Genomic DNA, 17,278 nt, shown 5'->3' on the forward strand with positions numbered 1-17,278 from the left:
GCATACGATCATGATCGACATACTCATTACTTCCACGGACACGGAGCGGCTCGCGCAGATCATGCGCGTGATCGCGGGATGCGGTCCTTACCGCACGACGCGTACCGTCGGCACGCCATTCGATCTCGTCGAGCGTGGCGACACGCTCGATGCCTTCGATGTCCTTATCGTCGACGCGAGAGGATTGCAGGAGGCGCAACTGCCTTCCGTGACGGAGCTGTGCCGCCGCCGCGAACGGCTCTTGTGCATGCTGCTGATTCCCGAGGCGTCGCCGGACGCGCTCATTGCGGCCATGCGCGCGGGCTTTCGGGACGTGATCACGGGGCCGCTGGATCCTCTGGCGATAGGCGATGCACTGCAGCGCGCGATCGGTCAGCGCGCTCAGGGCAGCGCCCGCTCGACGCGCATCGTCTCGTACATGTCGTGCAAGGGCGGCGTGGGGACGAGCTTCATCGCGGCGAACGTGGCACACATCGTCTCGCAGACCCAGAACCAGCGGGTGCTGCTGATCGATCTGAACCAGCTCTACGCGGACGCGGCGTTTCTCGTGACGGAGCAGACGCCGCCCTCGACGCTGCCGCAGTTGTGCGCGGAAGTGGACCGCATGGACGTGGCGTTCTTCGATGCGAGCGTGATGCATGCCGCCGAGAACTTCGACATCCTGGCGGGCGCGGGCGACCCGGTCAAGGCGGGCGAAATGCGTCTGGACCGGCTCGAATGGGTGCTCGGCGTCGCGATGCCGCGTTACGACTGCGTGGTCATCGATCTCGGGCAGACCATCAATCCGCTTTCCATGCTTGCACTGGACCGCAGTGACGAGATCCATATCGTCTTGCAGTCGAGCATGCCGCACCTGCGGGCGGGCCGCCGCCTGCAGGAGATCCTGCAATCACTCGGCTATGGGCCGGAACGCGTCCGCGTGCTGCTCAACCGGCAAACCAGGCACGGCGAGCGCATGCGCGAAGCCGCCGACGGCGTGCTGGGCGTCAAGCCGTTCCTGGTCATTCCGGACGACATGCGTGCCGTATCCGAAGCGGTCAATCAGGGTTTGCCGATTGCCGTGGCCGCGCCCGGCAGCGCGGTCACGCGCAGCCTGCGCACGCTGGCGACAACGGTAGCGGCCACGAACGCCACGGACACGGCGGCGCGCGGCAAAGGCGAATCGTTGTTCGCGCGCCTGATCGGCCGCCAGGCGCCGGCCAAACTCGGCTTGATGTAAAGGAGAAAAAACATGTCTCTTCGCGAGCAAATCTTTGCGCAGCGCTTCGAGCCGACGATTGTCGAGCGTGCCGATACCGGCGCCAGCGCCGGGGCCGGTATCGGCGCTTCAGCCGCAGCCGCCGCGCCGGCCCGGGTGAAAACCGAGGCGTATCAGAAGCTGAAATACGAAATCCATCAGGCGGTGCTCGAACGCGTCGAGCTCGAACGCCTTTCGCGCATGCCTCAGGAGCAGATCCGCAGCGAGATCAGCGCGCTGGTTGGCCGCATCCTCGAAGATCAGAAGGCGCTGGCGAACGACATCGAACGCAAGCAGCTCGCCATCGACGTGTACGACGAGATGTTCGGTTTCGGTCCGCTCGAACCGCTGCTGCGCGACCCCACGGTCTCGGACATTCTCGTGAACACGTGGCGCCAGACGTTCGTGGAGCGCCGCGGCAAGCTCGAACTCACCGACGTCAACTTTTACGATGACGCCCACCTCATGAAGGTGATCGAGAAGATTGTCTCGCGGGTGGGGCGGCGCATCGACGAGTCGAGCCCGATGGTGGACGCGCGCCTGCCCGACGGCTCGCGCGTGAACGCCATCATTCCGCCTTCGGCCGTGGACGGGCCGCTCGTCTCGATTCGCCGGTTCGCGGTTTCGCCGCTACAGGTCTCGGACCTGATCGAGTTGCAGACGCTCACGCCGCCCATGGCCCAGGTGCTGGAGGGGCTTGCGCGCGCCAAGATCAACATTCTCGTGTCGGGCGGCACGGGCAGCGGCAAGACGACGCTGCTCAACGTGCTCTCGGGCTTCATTCCGAACGACGAGCGCATTGTCACGATCGAGGATGCGGCCGAGCTTCAACTGCGCCAGGATCACGTGCTGCGGCTCGAAACGCGCCCGCCGAACATCGAGGGGCGCGGCGAGATCACCCAGCGCGCGCTCGTGCGCAATGCGCTGCGGATGCGCCCCGACCGCATCATCCTTGGCGAAGTGCGCGGCGCGGAAGCGCTCGACATGCTCAACGCGATGAATACCGGCCACGAAGGCTCGCTCGCGACGATCCACGCCAACACGCCGCGCGATGCGCTCACGCGTCTCGAGAACATGATCAGCCTGGGCGGCCTTTCGTTGCCGCCGCGCACGATGCGCCACCAGATCTCGTCGGCGATTTCGGTGGTCGTGCAGGCCGCGCGCCTCACCGACGGCCGTCGCAAGATCATGAGCATTTCGGAGCTGACCGGCATGGAAGGCGACATCGTCAACATGCAGGAAATCTTCACGTTCAAGCGTACCGGCATGGATTCGAACGGCAACGTGCGCGGCTACTTTTGCGCGACCGGCGTGCGTCCGAAGTTCTGCGAGCGCTTTGCGGCGTTTGGCGTGAACGTGCCGGACCAGATTTTCGAACCGGGCCGCCGTTTCGAAACGGCCTGATGTTCTCGACGTTCTTGCGGGGGAGCGTGGCATGAGCACAACTTTCTTTCTGGCGATCCTGCTGCTCTTCGTGGCGGTGGTGCTCGCCGCCCAAGGCGCGTGGGAATGGTGGAACAGCCGGCATGGCGCCGTCGCGCGCCGTCTCGAATCGCGCCTCGAGGCGGTGGCCACGGGGGGCATGGGACGCAAGGAGTCGATGTCGATCCTCAAGGCGCAGCGGCTCGATGGATCGACACTTTTCGGACGCGCGTTGCTGCTCGTGCCGAAGATCCGCTCGTTCGAGGCATGGGTGCAACAGTCGGGCGTCTCCTGGACAGCAGCGCGCCTCATCGCGCTCTGTGCGGTGATGCCGGTGTTCGTGTTCGTCGTGGGGCTGTTCTTTCGCGTGCCGTTTGCGATGCTGGCGTCCATCGCGGTGGTCTCCGCGCTGCTTCCGTTGCTGTACGTGAGCCGTCGACGCTCAAAGCGGTTGCTGCGCTTTCAGAAGCAGTTGCCCGATGCCTGCGACATGCTCGCGCGCGCGCTGCGCTCGGGTCATGCGTTCACGGGGGCGATCGACATGGTCGGCACCGAGTTCGCCGATCCAATGGGCGCCGAGTTTCGCGTCACGTTCGACGAGATCAACTATGGCGTCTCGCTCAACGACGCGTTGTTGGGGCTCGCGCAGCGCGTGCCGGTGGGGGATCTGCGTTACTTCGTCATTGCCGTGCTGATCCAGCGCGAGACCGGCGGCAACCTGGCCGAGCTGCTGGACAGCATTGCGAGCCTCGTGCGCGAGCGCTTCAAGCTGTTCGACAAGGTGCGCGTGCTCGCTGCGGAAGGGGTGCTCTCGGCGCGGGTGCTGTGTCTGCTGCCGGTGTTCACGGCCGGGGCCATTGCGTTCCTCAATCCGGACTTTCTCGATGTGCTGTGGAAGGACCCGACAGGCGTGATGTTGCTCGAAGGCGTTTCGGTGCTGATGGTGATCGGCACGATCTGGGTGCGCCGCATCGTGCGCATTCACGTCTGAGGACGCCAGGCTTCGCGCCAGCAGGAAATTCGAAAAGGGGGAGCCATGTTAGCGCTCGATACGACGCGGTTGATGTTGCTGGTTTGTCTCTTTGCCGGTGTGTTCGGCCTGAGTTTGGGCGCCATGTATCTCTTCGCGCCCAAAACCATGCGCCGGCGCATCGAACAGGCGGGCGGGGGCCGCACCACGCCTGTTCCCAATGCTCAGCCGGACGGTGCGGACGAGCCCTGGTACGAAAAGCTCGTGCAGGTCACGGAGCCGCTTTCGAAGCTCTCGGCGCCGAAGGAGGGCTGGGAGGTTTCGGCGTTGCGCGTGCGCCTGATGAACGCGGGCTGGCGCACGCCGGGCGCCGTGGCGACCTACTTTGGCGCGCGCACGGTGCTGGCGCTGCTCTTGCCCACCGTGGCGGCGATGTGGATGCTCGGCGGCGGGGGGGCGAGCTCGGTCACGAGTTTCGCGGTGGTCCTCGTGAGCCTGGTGACCTTCGGCTACTACCTGCCGGCCTTCGTCCTCGGGCGGGTTGTGGCGCGCCGCAAGCGTGCGATCTTCGAGGACTTCCCCGACGCCATCGATCTGTTGACCGTCTGCGTCGAAGCGGGGCTCGGTCTCGATGCAGCGCTGATGCGCGTCGCCGAAGAGATCAAATTGCGCAGCGTGGTGGTCGCGAGCGAGATGGAGCTCACGCTGCTGGAAATGCGCTCGGGGTATGCGAAGGAAAAGGCGCTGCGCAACTTTGCCCTGCGCACGGGCGTGGAAGATGTCGATTCGTTCAGCACGATGCTCATCCAGGCCGAGCGTTTCGGGACGAGCATTGGCGATTCGCTGCGCGTGCTCTCGGACACGCTGCGCACGCGCCGTCGCATGCTTGCGGAGGAGAAGGCCGCGAAAATCGCGCTCAAGCTGCTGTTTCCGCTGATGTTCTGCATCTTTCCCGCGCTGCTGGTGGTGCTGATGGGGCCGGCGATGCTGCATATCTACCGGACCATGCTTCCGGCAATGGGCGGCTAGCGGGCGGTCGCAACAGACGATGTGGAAGGACCTGGCCCGGTATGGGCGATTCGATCGGGGGACTTATGGAACCAGTAAAGACCGGCGCGCTACCACTTCAGTTACGCGCGGGACGGGAAAGAAGGGGGGCAGCGAGGCTCTTGCGTGGGCGCCTGTGGCGCACACAGCGCGGCGTGGCCATGGTCGAGTTCGCAGTCGTGCTGCCGATACTGCTGCTGTTGCTGTTCGGCATCATCGAAATGGGCTTGCTCCTTTACGACAAAGCCGTCGTTACTAACGCCAGCCGGGAGGGTGCACGCGCCGGAATCGTGCTGAAGAGTCCGAAGGCCACCTCAACCGACGTGCAGAACGTCGTGACGAACTACACCTCGAACTACCTGTTGACGTTCGGCTCGCAAAATACGCCATCGGTCACTACGTCTGGCACCGGTGGCACGTTCGGTCAACCGCTTACGGTGACCGTCTCCTATCAGTACAGCGGACTGGCTTTGGGACGGATGGTGGCGCCCATCACGGGACCGATAACGCTGTCCGCCACCACTGTCATGAACAACGAATAAAGGGGACCATCATGCGCGGGGGGAACGGACGGAAACAGAAAGGTGCAGTGGCCGTCACGGTCGCGGTGTTCCTGGTTTTCCTGCTGGGAACAGCGGCACTGGCTATCGACATCGGCAATCTGATGGTCGCGCGAAACGAGCTCCAGAACGCTGCCGACGCTGCTGCGCTCGCGGGCGCCGGTTGTCTGAAACCGCGCACCGAGTGCAGCAACACCGGCGCGACCCAGCCGGATTTTGCGACGGCGTCGGCAAAAGCGTCATCGTTCTCGACGTCGACCTCGACCAACGAGGTCCAGGGCGCCTATGTGCAAGCGAGCACGGTAGCGACTGGATACTGGAACGCCACGGGCACACCGTACGGCCTGGAGGCGCTGCCGTTCACCCCGGGCGCGAACGACCTGCCTGCCGTGCAGGTGACGATCAACAAAAACGGGTCAAACGCGAACGGAGCGGTGTCGGGCTTTCTGAGTGGCGTGCTCGGAGTCAATGTCCTGAAAGCCAGTGCCGTGGCGACGGCCGTGCTCTCATCGCCCGGCAATGTAGGGCCTGGCGGACTGTTCCCATTGGCGATGTCGCAGTGCTTGTACAACACCTACTGGAATTCGTCGACCGATTCCCCGCTGACTTCGCCCACCACCGGCACCGTGTCCGGCTTCTCGGACCCGCAGATTGCGGGACAGCCGTATATCTTCCGGATAGGGTCTGCCTATCAGTACGGAACCTGTCAATCCGGCCAGTGGACGACGTTTAATGTTAACGACAACAGTGCCAGCTATGCCACTAGCCTGTTGACGAGCGGTAACAGCACCGGCTTCTCCGTCGGTGCTCAGCCGGGGACGTGGATTCAGACGGGCGAGAAAAACTCGATCTTCAACGCTACTGCCGCGTGTAGCGCTGCGGGCAATGGGCAATGCGCGTGGGCCACGGTGGTGGTGGTGGGCGATCCGTCGACCAGTGGGTTTCAGCCGGTCCTGGCATTTGCGTGCCTGCACATCCTCGATGCGAGCAACGGCTCTACGCCGTATGTGCTCGTGCAGATGAGCAACGACATGAGTCACTGCGAGACACCCAATTCGGGAGGGGTTGGGCCGGGTTACGGCGCTTACACGCCGCCTCGGCTGGTCCAGTAGGAAAGATTTTTTCCGCAGCGCAGGCGGCAGTACTTCGACCTGCATGCCCGGCAACCCGGGCGCGGTGATCGGCGTCGCGCCCTTTTTTCTTGCCCGCGGCTTCGCTGCGCCTTGATGCTGCTTCGATGCCCTTGGGGCGCCGATTCCCCGCGCCCATATCCGCACTTTCTTCCCGCTTTTCCGTTTAACTTCATCTGACGCGCTAAAATTGCGGACCTTTTAATCAGTCCGCCCATTTCTGCCTTGAGCGTGCAAAAGATCCTCATCGTGCGCGTGTCGTCGCTTGGCGACGTCGTCCACAACATGCCCGCCATCGCCGATATCCGGCGGCGGTATCCCGACGCGCAGATCGACTGGCTCGTCGAAGAAGGCTTTCAGTCGCTCGTCGAGCTCGTGCACGGCGCGCGCCGCGCCATTCCGTTCTCGCTGCGCCGCTGGCGCAAGGCGCTTTTTTCGGCCGCCAACTGGCGCGAGATCGGTGCGTTCCGCCGGGCGCTCGCCGCCGAAAAGTACGACCTCGTGATCGACTGCCAGGGGCTCGTCAAGACCGCCTGGGTCGCGAGCTGGGCGCGCGGGCCGCTAGTCGGCCTCGGCAACCGCACCGACGGCGCGGGCTACGAATGGCCGGTGCGCATGTTCTACGACCGCTCGATTCGCATCGAGCCGCGCACGCACGTGGTGGAGCGCACGCGGCAACTGGTTGCGGCCGCACTGGAGCTGGCGCCGCCGCAGCCCACCGACGACATCGACTTCGGCATCGACACCTACCGCGCGGCGCAGGCGCTCGCGGGCGTCGGCCTGAATTTGCCGGTGCCCTATGTGGTATTCGTGCACGCCACCTCGCGCGCCGACAAGCAATGGCCCGAGGCGCACTGGATCGAAGTGGGCCAGGCGCTCGTGCGCCGCGGCGCCTCGCTCGTGCTGCCGTGGGGCAGCGAGGCCGAGCGCGCGACGAGCGAGCGTCTTGCCAAGGAATTCGGCGAGGCGGCCATCGTGCCGCCCAGGCTCTCGCTGCCGGCCGTGGTCGGCCTGATCGACGGCGCGGCGGCCACGGTGGGCGTGGACACCGGCCTCGTGCATATCGCGGCGGCGCTCAAGCGTCCGACGGTCGAGTTGTACAATTTCGCGACCGCCTGGCGTACCGGCGGCTATTGGTCGCCGAAGGTCGTCAATCTCGGCACGGCGGGGCATCCGCCGACGCTCGCCCAGGTGAAGGGCGCGCTGGCGGGCTTCGGTCTGCTCTAACTGCGGCGCGTCAAGGCGCGCCACGCGGCCCGCGCGGTATAAGGGTCGGCGCCGGGCATCCCGCCAGGCCTCCAGATCCATCGCTTCGAGGGGCGACCATGAAAGAATCCCAGATCATCGAAATCACTTCCGCCGACTGGCACGGCCAATATCTTTCGCAGCCGCGCGAGACGTTGCTCGATGCCGTCGAGCAGGGCAAGGTCCTGTATTTCCCGAAGCTCGAGTTTCCGGTCGAAGGCGGCGAGCGCGCGTTGCTCGATCCGGCCATTGCCGACCCCAAGCGCAAGAACATCAGCCTCGACCCGAACGGCGGCGCGCTGCGCGGCGTGCTCGGCGACACGGTCACGCAGGCGGCGGTGCGCGCCATGGTCGGGCGCTATCAGGCCTGCGCGCGCACGCTCGTCGACGGGCTCTTTCCCGAGTACACGGGCAAGCTGCGCGTTGCGCCCACGAGCCTGCGCCTGCATCAGGTGGAAACGCGCCAGACCTCGTGGCGCAAGGACGATTCGCGCCTGCACGTGGACGCCTTTCCGTCGCGCCCGAACTACGGCGAGCGCATTCTGCGCGTGTTCACCAACGTGAACCCGAACGGCCTGCCGCGCGTGTGGCGCGTGGGCGAGCCGTTCGAGGACATGGCGCGGCGCTTCCTGCCGAACATCAAGCCGCAGATGCCGGGCTCGGCCTGGCTGCAGAATCTGCTGCACATCACCAAGTCGCCGCGCAGCGAGTACGACCATCTGATGCTCAACCTGCACGACAGCATGAAGGCCGATCTCGACTATCAGAAGACGAGCCCGCAGGAAACCATCGACTTTCCGCCGGGCTGCGTGTGGGTGTGTTTCTCCGATCATGCGTCGCACGCGGTCATGTCCGGCCAGTTCATGATGGAGCAGACCTTCTTCCTGCCCGCGAAGGACATGGTGCATCCGGACTGGGCGCCGCTCGGCATTCTCCAGCGCATCAAGGGCAAGGAACTGGTTTGAAGCCTGGCTTGAATCTCATCACGATCGTCACGATCATCACGAAGGCAATGCCCCCGATACTCACGATTGCCGGTGCGGCGCCACGCAGCGCGGAGGCCCGATGCTGAGGGCCGTCTATCGCGCGGCCTGGTGGCTGATCGCGCCGCTCGCGGTGCTGCGTCTCATCGTGCGCTCGCGGCGCGAGCGCGGCTATCGCGAGCATATCGGCGAGCGTTTCGGTTTTAGTGCGGCTCGCGTGCCCGAGGACGACGCGCCGCTCATCTGGGTGCATGCCGTTTCGGTGGGCGAGACGCGCGCGGCGCAGCCGCTCGTCGACGCATTGCTGGCGGCGCGCCCCGACGCGCGCATCCTGCTCACGCACATGACGCCCGGCGGGCGCGCGGCGGGCGAGCAGCTATTCGGCAATCGCGTGCTGCGCTGCTATCTGCCCTACGACATGCCGCATGCCGTGCGGCGCTTCCTGCGCGCATGGCGTCCGTCGCTAGGGCTCGTGATGGAGACCGAGGTGTGGCCGACGCTCATCGACGAATGCAAGCACGCCGACGTGCCGCTCGTGCTCACGAACGCGCGCATGTCGGCGCGTTCGTTCAAGCGCGCGGCGAAGTTCGGCGCTCATGCGCGCGAGGTGTTCGGCGGCTTCACGCGCGTGCTCGCGCAAAGCCCGTCGGATGCCGAGCGCTTGACTTCACTGGGCGCGCGCAATGTGAGCGTGCTCGGCAATCTGAAGTTCGACATGGCGAGCCCGCCCGGGCTCGTGGCGCGCGGGCGCGACTGGCGCCGCGCGATTGGCACGCGGCCCGTGTGGGTCGCGGCGAGCACGCGCGAGGGCGAAGAGGAACTGGTGCTGGAGGCGTTCGCAGCGCTTAAGCTGAAAAATGCGGTGGGAAGTGCAGTGGGAAGTGCGGTGGATAATGCGGTGCAAGATGCGGTCGAAGACGCGCTGCTGATTCTGGTGCCGCGCCATCCGCAGCGTTTCGACGAGGTGGCCGCGCTGGTCGCGCGCAAGAACCTCAAGCTCGCACGGCGCTCGAAATGGGCGCCGGCCGCCGCGAACGTGAGCGCCGCTGCGCCGCATGAAGGCGTGCGCGCGCTGCCGCAGGACGTGAATGTGCTGCTCGGCGATTCGATGGGCGAGATGGGCGCGTATTATGCCGCCGCCGATCTTGCGTTTATCGGCGGGAGCCTGCTGCCGCTCGGCGGCCAGAATCTGATCGAGGCGTGCGCCGTGGGCGTGCCCGTGCTGATCGGCCCGCACGTGTTCAATTTCACCCAGGCCACCGCCGATGCCGTGGCGGCCGGCGCGGCGCTGCAAGTCCAGGACCCCGCCGATCTCGCGCGCGCATTGCGCGAACTCTTCAACGACAAGCCGCGCCGTGTCGCCATGGCCGGGGCCGCGGCTGCGTTCGCGGCGCGCCATCGCGGCGCCACGGGGCGCACGGTGGACGTGCTCGCCACGCTCTTGCCCGAGCGTGCATCGGCGTCGCTCGATCTTTGACGATCGGCTCAGAACGCAAGACGCGGCGCAACATAGCCACCGTAGTTCCACGTCGAGACACCGGTTCCCTGGGTGGGCATCGTGTAGCCTGCTACGAAGTGCCCCTGGATGTATTTGCTGTCCTGACCGACTGAACTGTCGATATAAAAAGCAGCGAATGCGACGATCGGAACAGACGTCTTGCTGTCGATTTGCGTGCCAACCGGCATGAGAACGGTCGTCCCCGTGGGGACGTTGCTGTAGATGGCATCCTTCACGCCCGGCAGGATGTAGATGCTGTCTCCGACCGATAGAGGCGTCGGGTTCCCGCTCGTGATCAAATTGATGATCGTCGGCGTGTTATTGGCGATCACGTTGAACGATGTCCACTGGCCCGCCTCGCATGTCCCCCCGTAGGTCTGGCCGTTACCGACCTGGAATTCATAGGGTTGGCCTGACGCGTCGACTTTGGGCGCATTCTGCGTCGAGTCCCAGTATTGGTTGTACACGCACTGATCCATGACCATGGGAAAGAGCGATCCGGCCGGCACCGCGGACGGCGGCGCGATGACCGCCACGGCTGTTGCGCTGTCGGCCGTCGTCGGCACGCCGAGCAGCGAGCCGAGCAGCAGCGACACCAGCCCGCCATTGCTCGAAGCATTGCGCGCGATCGTCACCTGCACCGCGGGTTCGAACATTTGCCCCGATGGCGCGGGCAGCGTGACCTGGCTTGGGGCGAGCAGCGTGGGCGAGGATGCCGCGACGTCCCAATATCCTGCCTTGACCGTGCCGCTGGAAAGCGTGACGCCATCCGACTTGTTCAATGCGATGGCGGTCGTGGCGGACGCGGCCGCCGCCGTCCAGTTCGGTCCGCTCGTGCTGCCCCGGGAGAGCGCCCCGGCACCGGCGAGCGCCGCCGCGTCGGCGCCGTTTTGCAATTCGCCGCTGACCGCGAAGACACGCGGCAGGTCGATCGCAAAGGCGCCAATGATCAGCAGGGCGGTGAACGTCAACAAGAACCAGAGCGTGACCGAGCCGCGCGAGCGCAATCGTAGGCGCCGGCCGCGCCGCACAGGCAACGGATAGCAGGCGGGTGTTGCTGCCGGGCCGGAAGGCACACGGGAAGGCACGCGCGAATGAACCCGGGAAGGCGCCCGGGAATGCACGAGGGAAGGCACGCGTTTATTCACAGTTTTTCACCGCGACGGCCGTAACGGTGATAGGGCCGGTCAGCACGCTCAATGCCGAGCCGAGCACGACCCCGTTATAGGTGTACGCGATGCTCACCTGTAGCGGATTGCTGCTCCCGGCCGTTGCGCAGCCGCCCGCGGGGCTCACCGTCACGGTCGGGGGCGTGGCCGTGCCGCTGGTCACCAGGCTGTTGTTCGTATAGGCGAGCGCGACATTCGCGATCTGCGTTTGCGTATAGAGCGGCACGCGCAGCACGACGCCCTGGCGCGCCGCCTCTCCGGCGGCATTCGTGATCACGGCCTTGTCGCAAAGCACCATGCTCACATCGACGATGCCGAATAGCACCATCAGCAGGAACGGCAGCACCAGTACGAACTCGAGCGAGACGACGCCGCGCGCATGGACGCGGGCACCGTGACTGGCGCGCCCGTGCGTTTTCATCGGAGCACTCCCACGGGCGCGACGCTCGCTGCCGATACCGGCCGGGTCTCAGCCATGCCTGCGGCGCCCGCACCACCCGCACCACCCGCATCAGGCCCAGGGGCGGCGAGGCGCTCGCGCAGTTGCCGGTAGAAGCGCAGATTGTCTTCCGCCGAATCGGGCGGCATGTCGGTGACCAGGATACGCCTCGCGGCCTCGTTGTTGCCGAGCAATCCGTAGGCCAGCGCGAGGTTCTCGCGCGCCTGTGGCGGCGCATCGGGCAAGCCCGCGACATCGAGCAGGACATTGGCGCCGGCGCGCACTTCGCCGCCCAGAATGAGCGAGAGGCCCAGATCGGCCTTGAGCCCCGCGACTTCGGGGTGTTGCTGCAACGCTGCCCGATAGACCGCCTGCGCTTGCGCGTGCTTGCCCTGGAGATCCAGCGTCGCGCCCAGGCCTTCGGCGGCGACGGCATGCTCGGGGTGGGTCGCGAGGAGTTGCCGATAGCGCTTCTCGGCTTCGTCGAGCCGTCGCTGGCGCAGCGCGACGCGTGCGAGCCCGAGCATGGCGCGCGCATCGTCCGGTGCAATGGCTGCAACCCGCGCATAGAGGACGCCGGCACGCGCGAGATCGCCGCTTTGATACATCGTGTCGCCGAGACCGAGCTGCGCGGCTTTCGATTGCGGATCGGCCTTCAACTGCTTGCCGAACAGCGACATGGCGAGTTGCGTATCGCCCGCTTCGAGGGCGCTTTCGGCGACATGCATGTCGGCTTGCGCATCGGGCAGGTGCGTGGCGGCGGCAGGCTGCGGCGTCACGAAGTGAGTGCTTGCGCATCCCGTGGCGAGCAACGCGGCGGCCAGCGGTGCCAGCAGCGCCATCAGCGCGGCAGGCGTCTTGCGCGCAAGCAACGGTCGAGATGGGATCAATTTGGGCTCCTGAAATCTTGAAGCGCTCAGTGGCACGCTCAGTGGCCGCGAAACACGGCGATGAGCCGAATGACGGCTGGGCCCGCCGCAATGAGCGAGACGGTCGGCATGATGAAAAACATCATCGGCATCGTCATCTTCGGTGCGAGCTTGGCGGCCTTTTCCTCTAGCGCGACCATCTGCATGGAGCGCTCCGTGCGCGATAGCGTGCGCAGCGATTGCGTGATCGGCGTGCCGTACTTTTGCGACTGCACGAGGGTAGTCACCAGTGCGCGCATGGTAGGGAGGCCGACCCGCGCCGACATCGCATTGAGCGCCTGCGCCGTGTCGCCGCCGATACTGAGCTCGTCCGCGGTGACCGTGAATTCATCGGCAAGCGGCGGGCAGATGACGCGCAGCTCGCTCGCCACGCGCTTGATGGCAACGACGAGGCTATTGCCCGCGTTGGTGCAGACCACGAGCAGGTCGAGCGCATCGGGCAGCGCGGCAGCGATGGCGCGGCGACGATGCCGCACGAAGAAGGCGAGCGCATATTCCGGCAACATCATGCCGATGACGAATCCGCCCGCCATCAGCAGCGCCCGGATCACGAATATCTGGGCGGCCGCGGGCAGGTGCCCGCCGAGGGCGATGGCGCCGAGCGCGGAACAGACCCCCACGACGATCTTGATCCCCGAGAGGACGGCCACCGCGCGGCGGTCGCGAAATCCCGCGCTGGCAAGCCGCATGGCGACTTTGGCGCGGTCTTCGGCCTGCACGACCGGCAGCCGTTCGCCCAGTGCGGCGATGCGTCTGGCGAAGCGCTGCGGCATGCGCTTCGCGACGTCGGCCGTCGTGCTGCTGTCGACGCCCACGACGCCCACGCGCGCCACGGCTTGCCGGGTGCGCTGGGCAATGCGCGCGCGCTGGCTCTTCTCGCGCAGGGCGAGCCACAGCGTGAAGCCTGCCAGCAGGACGAGCAAAGCGGCATTGCGCCAGAAGTCGGCGTTCATCATCGCGAGGTGTCCAGGTTCGAAATCTTGTTGATGAGCCACAGTCCGATCGTGAGCAGCACGGCGGCCAGCGTGAGGATCTTGTGTCCGGCGTGGGTATGCGTGAGCGTGTCCAGGTAGGGCCGGTTCACGATGTAGATAAACCCCATGAGCGCGAACGGCACGGCGGCAATCATCTTGCTCGCGAGCCGTCCCTCCGCCGTGAGCGCCTTGCTTTTTGCGCGGATGTCGCGCCGCATGCGTACGATTGCCGAGAGGTTCTCGAGCGTATCGCCGAGATTGCCGCCCGTTTCGCGCTGCAAGATCAGGCAAACGGTAAAGAACGAGAAGTCGGCGAGCCGCATGCGCGCCGCTGCCTGTTCGAGCACCTCCTTCAGGTCGGCGCCCACGAGCAGCGCATCGCCCATCACGCGAAAGGTGGTCCGAACCGGCTCGTCGCTTTCGACCCCGGCGACGCAGATCGCCTGCACAACGGGAATGCCGGCGCGCACCGCGCGGATGATGAGGTCGATCGTATCGGGAAAGACCGCGAGAAAGCGGTTCCTGAAACGCGCAATCAACCAGTGGTAGGCCGCGCGCACGACCAGAACGGGGATGACGATGCAGCCGAGCACGCGCAACACGGGGCCCACGGGCGCGAACGCGGTGCCGATCACCGATGCAATGAGCGCCACGATTGCGACGACGTAAAGCGCGCGAATGCCGCCCGGACCACTGACCGTATGGACGCGTTCGTGCCAGGCCGGGATGATGGCGAAAAGAGCGTCCTGATCCGCGAAGCGGCGCTTGGGTTGCAGCAGTTGCGCCTGCTGCTTCGCGTCGCGATCGACGAGGGCGGCTTTGCTTTCATCGCGTACCTTGACCATGCGCGCGCGGATGCGCGTGCGCGGTTGCTGGCGGGCGATGCTGCGCAAGGAGCGGACGATGAGCCCGACCATCACGAAGGTAAAGAAGGCGCCAAAGCCGATGATGTCCGCGGATCTCATGATTGCATCGCCGCGAGCAGCGCATCCTCGAGGCCGAAGTAAGCGGCGCGCTGGGCGAACACGGGCCGCAGCGACGAGCATTCGAACGTCCCGCGCACCTGCTCTTCGTAAGCGGTGCCGTTGTAGCGGAAGGTGAACAGGTCCTGCGTGATGACGACGTCGCCTTCCATGCCCGCGATCTCGGTCACGTGAGTCACGCGCCGCACGCCGTCGCGCATGCGCTCGACTTGCAGGATCAGATGGACGGCGCTGGCGATCTGTCTACGAATCGACATCAGCGGCAGATTGCCGTTGGCCATCATCACCATGCTCTCGAGGCGCGTGATCGCATCGCGCGGCGTGTTCGCGTGGACGGTCGTCATCGATCCGTCGTGGCCCGTATTCATGGCCTGCAGGACGTCGAATGCTTCAGTGCCGCGCGTCTCGCCGAGGATCAGCCGGTCCGGGCGCATCCGCAGCGCGTTGCGAACGAGGTCGCGCTGCGAGATGCCGCCGAGGCCTTCGCTGTTTTCGGGGCGCGTCTCGAGACTCACGACGTGCGGCTGCTGGAGTTGCAGCTCGGCGGCGTCCTCGATCGTGACCACGCGCTCGGTCTCGTCGATAAAGCGCGAGAGCGCATTGAGCAGGGTGGTCTTGCCGGAGCCCGTGCCGCCCGATATCACGACGTTCAGGCGGCACGCGGTGGCGATGCGCAGCACGTCCACCATCTGCATCGAGATATTGCCTTGCTGCGCCATCCGGCCGAGCGTGATGTTGCGCTTGGCGAACTTGCGGATCGAGATCGATGCGCCGCGCAGGGCGATCGGCGGCAATACGACGTTCACGCGGCTGCCGTCGGCAAGACGTGCATCGACCATTGGACTGCTTTCGTCGACGCGCCGCCCGATTGCCGCCGCGATGCGCTGCGCCACGTTGATGACGTGCGCGTTGTCGCGGAATTTGAGCGCCGTGAGTTCGAGGCGGCCGCCGCGCTCCACGTAGACCTGGTCCGGTCCGTTCACGAGAATATCGGTCACGCGCTCGTCGGCGAGCAGCGGCTCGATCGGCCCGATGCCGAACATGTCGTTGAGAATCTCGTCGACGGCGAGCGTCTGCTCGGCCAGCGTCAGCGACAAACGCTCGCGCGCCGTCGTCTCGGCTGCGATCTGCTCGATGCCCGTGCGCACTTCGGTGCGCGACATCATGAGCGCCGCCGACATATTCATCGATGAAAAGACGGCCGAACGAATCGCCTTGAACGTCTCGGAGCGGACCAGCGCTTCGTGGCGGTCCGTGCTCGAGACGCCGGCGGCGGCGTGCGGCCCTGCCTGCGAGGCCAGCGGCGCCTCGCGCTTGCCTGCTTCCGGCTCGGCGGCTGCGGGGGCGCAGGCCGCGCTGCGCGGCTCGTCGTCCGAGGCGGCTGAAGCTGCCGAGGCGGGCGAGGCGGCTGAAGCGGCTGAAGCGGCTGAGGGGCCGCCCGCGAAGGGGTTGCGGCGGCCGAACATCAGCTCGCCCTCCGCGCGGGCACGAAGCGCCTGTACCACGGCTCGCGTGGCACGACCGTTTCGCTGCCCGTTATCGCATTGGCGAGCGACACGATGGCCGCTGCGAACGGCGAGCGTGGTGCGTTGGCCAGCGTTTGCGTTTCGCCGAGGTTTTCCGCGAGCGCGAGGCTCTGCGGCTCGTAGGGCAGCGAATGCACGGAGCCGCGTGCGAGCACGTTGATGAAATCGTCCTCGCGCACGCGTCCGGACACGGGTTGCCGCGCTTCGTTGAGCAGCACGGTGATGGCGGGCGTGCCGTCGAGCGTTTGGGCGAAGCGGCAAAGGCGTGCCGCTTCGCGTGCCGAATGCACGGAGAGATCAGCCACGACGTGGATCGTCGAACTTGCATCGAGGGCTTCCTCGACAACCCTGCCGGCGCGCCCGGGCAGATCGAGCATGATGTAGTGAAAGTGGTGCTTGAGCATCGCGACAAGCTCGCCTAGCGCACCCTGGCGCAAGGTGAACTCCTGGTTGTACGGAAGCTCCGAGGCCAGCATGAGAAGGCGATCGCTCTGCGCGACGAAAGCCTGATTGATCAATTGCTGATCGAGCCGCTGCGGATTTTGCAGCAGTTCGATGAGGCCGTTGTTGGCGGCGACGCCGAGCATCGACGTGGCCGCACCGCCATACGGGTCGAGATCGATATAGGCAATGCGGCGCCGCGTGGTGTCGGCGAGATGAGACGCGAGCGCCGTTGCGATCGTCGTGACGCCCACACCGCCTCGCGCGCCAACGAACGAGAGCACCTTGCCCATGCGCGTGGACGCGCCGCCGTTGGTGGACGTGAGCGCGCGCCGCACGAGCTCCGCGGTGAGCGGCTTGACGAGATAGTCATGCACGCCGATATGCAACAGGCTGCGAAAGAGCCCGACATCGTTGCGCTCGCCCACGACAATGACGGCGACCGAAGGGTCGACGGCCTCGGCGAGCCGCGTCAGATCGGAAATCGGCATCGTCGATCCGGTGATATCGACGATCAGATGGCGCGGCGACTCCTTTAGCGAAGTCATGATCTCGACCGCATCGTCGAGCGAGCCGAGCGTGACATGCGAGGTCGCGATGCCCTGGTCGATGACGACGCTCTTGATGACTTCCGTGCTTTGCGCGTCGGCGACGACAGCGATGAGTTTTTCGGCGCCGGACGGCTGTGCCCGGCGTTTGAGGATGGTCGATTCGAACACGCCCAT

At 65.8% G+C, this 17,278-nt stretch carries 16 protein-coding genes; 9 read left to right on the forward strand and 7 right to left on the reverse strand.

The genetic code is table 11. The annotated features are described in order from the left end of the window. Positions 1-10: 10 nt before the first annotated feature. The 9 genes from L5014_RS18125 (at position 11) to waaA (ending at position 10,071) form a co-directional block, all read left to right on the forward strand. Positions 11-1,219, forward strand: coding sequence for a CpaE/TadZ family protein (locus L5014_RS18125; protein WP_238465119.1), 1,209 nt, complete (start codon positions 11-13; stop codon positions 1,217-1,219). Positions 1,220-1,231: 12 nt separating this feature from the next. Further along, complete coding sequence (locus L5014_RS18130; protein ID WP_238465120.1) at positions 1,232-2,641, forward strand: TadA family conjugal transfer-associated ATPase; 1,410 nt, start codon at positions 1,232-1,234, stop codon at positions 2,639-2,641. A gap of 31 nt (positions 2,642-2,672) precedes the next feature. Further along, the gene (locus L5014_RS18135; protein WP_238465121.1) at positions 2,673-3,650 is read left to right on the forward strand and encodes a type II secretion system F family protein; all 978 of its coding nucleotides are present in this window, start codon (positions 2,673-2,675) and stop codon (positions 3,648-3,650) included. A 45-nt stretch (positions 3,651-3,695) separates the two neighbouring features. Further along, entirely contained in the window at positions 3,696-4,658 is a 963-nt protein-coding gene (locus tag L5014_RS18140; protein WP_238465122.1) for a type II secretion system F family protein, read from the forward strand. A 179-nt stretch (positions 4,659-4,837) separates the two neighbouring features. Further along, positions 4,838-5,218, forward strand: coding sequence for a TadE family protein (locus L5014_RS18145; protein WP_238465123.1), 381 nt, complete (start codon positions 4,838-4,840; stop codon positions 5,216-5,218). A 47-nt stretch (positions 5,219-5,265) separates the two neighbouring features. Then, on the forward strand, positions 5,266-6,348 hold the full coding sequence (locus L5014_RS18150; protein ID WP_238465124.1) for a pilus assembly protein TadG-related protein: 1,083 nt from the start codon (positions 5,266-5,268) through the stop codon (positions 6,346-6,348). Positions 6,349-6,591: 243 nt separating this feature from the next. Further along, a complete protein-coding gene (gene waaC, locus L5014_RS18155; protein ID WP_238465125.1) occupies positions 6,592-7,593 on the forward strand; it encodes a lipopolysaccharide heptosyltransferase I in 1,002 nt (333 codons plus the stop codon). Between the two features lie 98 nt (positions 7,594-7,691). Then, on the forward strand, positions 7,692-8,576 hold the full coding sequence (locus tag L5014_RS18160; protein WP_238465126.1) for a Kdo hydroxylase KdoO: 885 nt from the start codon (positions 7,692-7,694) through the stop codon (positions 8,574-8,576). Positions 8,577-8,676: 100 nt separating this feature from the next. Further along, positions 8,677-10,071 (forward strand): lipid IV(A) 3-deoxy-D-manno-octulosonic acid transferase, encoded by a 1,395-nt coding sequence (waaA, locus tag L5014_RS18165; RefSeq protein WP_238465127.1) that lies wholly within the window; start codon positions 8,677-8,679, stop codon positions 10,069-10,071. An 8-nt stretch (positions 10,072-10,079) separates the two neighbouring features. On the opposite strand, the gene L5014_RS18170 is transcribed toward waaA, so the two are convergent. The 7 genes from L5014_RS18170 to L5014_RS18200 all read right to left on the reverse strand — a co-directional run bounded on the left by L5014_RS18170 (position 10,080) and on the right by L5014_RS18200 (position 17,278). Further along, positions 10,080-11,129, reverse strand: coding sequence for a TadG family pilus assembly protein (locus L5014_RS18170; protein ID WP_274389419.1), 1,050 nt, complete (start codon positions 11,127-11,129; stop codon positions 10,080-10,082). A 103-nt stretch (positions 11,130-11,232) separates the two neighbouring features. Then, entirely contained in the window at positions 11,233-11,682 is a 450-nt protein-coding gene (locus L5014_RS18175; RefSeq protein ID WP_238465129.1) for a TadE/TadG family type IV pilus assembly protein, read from the reverse strand. Next, positions 11,679-12,590, reverse strand: coding sequence for a tetratricopeptide repeat protein (locus tag L5014_RS18180; RefSeq protein WP_420800091.1), 912 nt, complete (start codon positions 12,588-12,590; stop codon positions 11,679-11,681). Before L5014_RS18180 ends, L5014_RS18175 begins: the two co-directional genes overlap by 4 nt. Positions 12,591-12,628: 38 nt before the next feature. Beyond that, positions 12,629-13,585, reverse strand: coding sequence for a type II secretion system F family protein (locus tag L5014_RS18185; protein ID WP_238465130.1), 957 nt, complete (start codon positions 13,583-13,585; stop codon positions 12,629-12,631). Then, positions 13,582-14,568, reverse strand: a complete 987-nt coding sequence (locus tag L5014_RS18190; RefSeq protein ID WP_238465131.1) for a type II secretion system F family protein — start codon at positions 14,566-14,568, stop codon at positions 13,582-13,584. The genes L5014_RS18185 and L5014_RS18190 overlap by 4 nt, the downstream gene beginning before the upstream one ends. Beyond that, positions 14,565-16,052 carry a TadA family conjugal transfer-associated ATPase gene (locus tag L5014_RS18195; protein ID WP_238465132.1) on the reverse strand — a complete coding sequence of 496 codons (1,488 nt, stop codon included), beginning with the start codon at positions 16,050-16,052 and terminating at the stop codon, positions 14,565-14,567. Before L5014_RS18195 ends, L5014_RS18190 begins: the two co-directional genes overlap by 4 nt. Beyond that, entirely contained in the window at positions 16,052-17,278 is a 1,227-nt protein-coding gene (locus L5014_RS18200) for a CpaE/TadZ family protein (RefSeq protein WP_238465133.1), read from the reverse strand. The genes L5014_RS18195 and L5014_RS18200 overlap by 1 nt, the downstream gene beginning before the upstream one ends.

The organism is Paraburkholderia tagetis (genome assembly GCF_022213065.1).
GTDB lineage: Bacteria > Pseudomonadota > Gammaproteobacteria > Burkholderiales > Burkholderiaceae > Paraburkholderia > Paraburkholderia tagetis.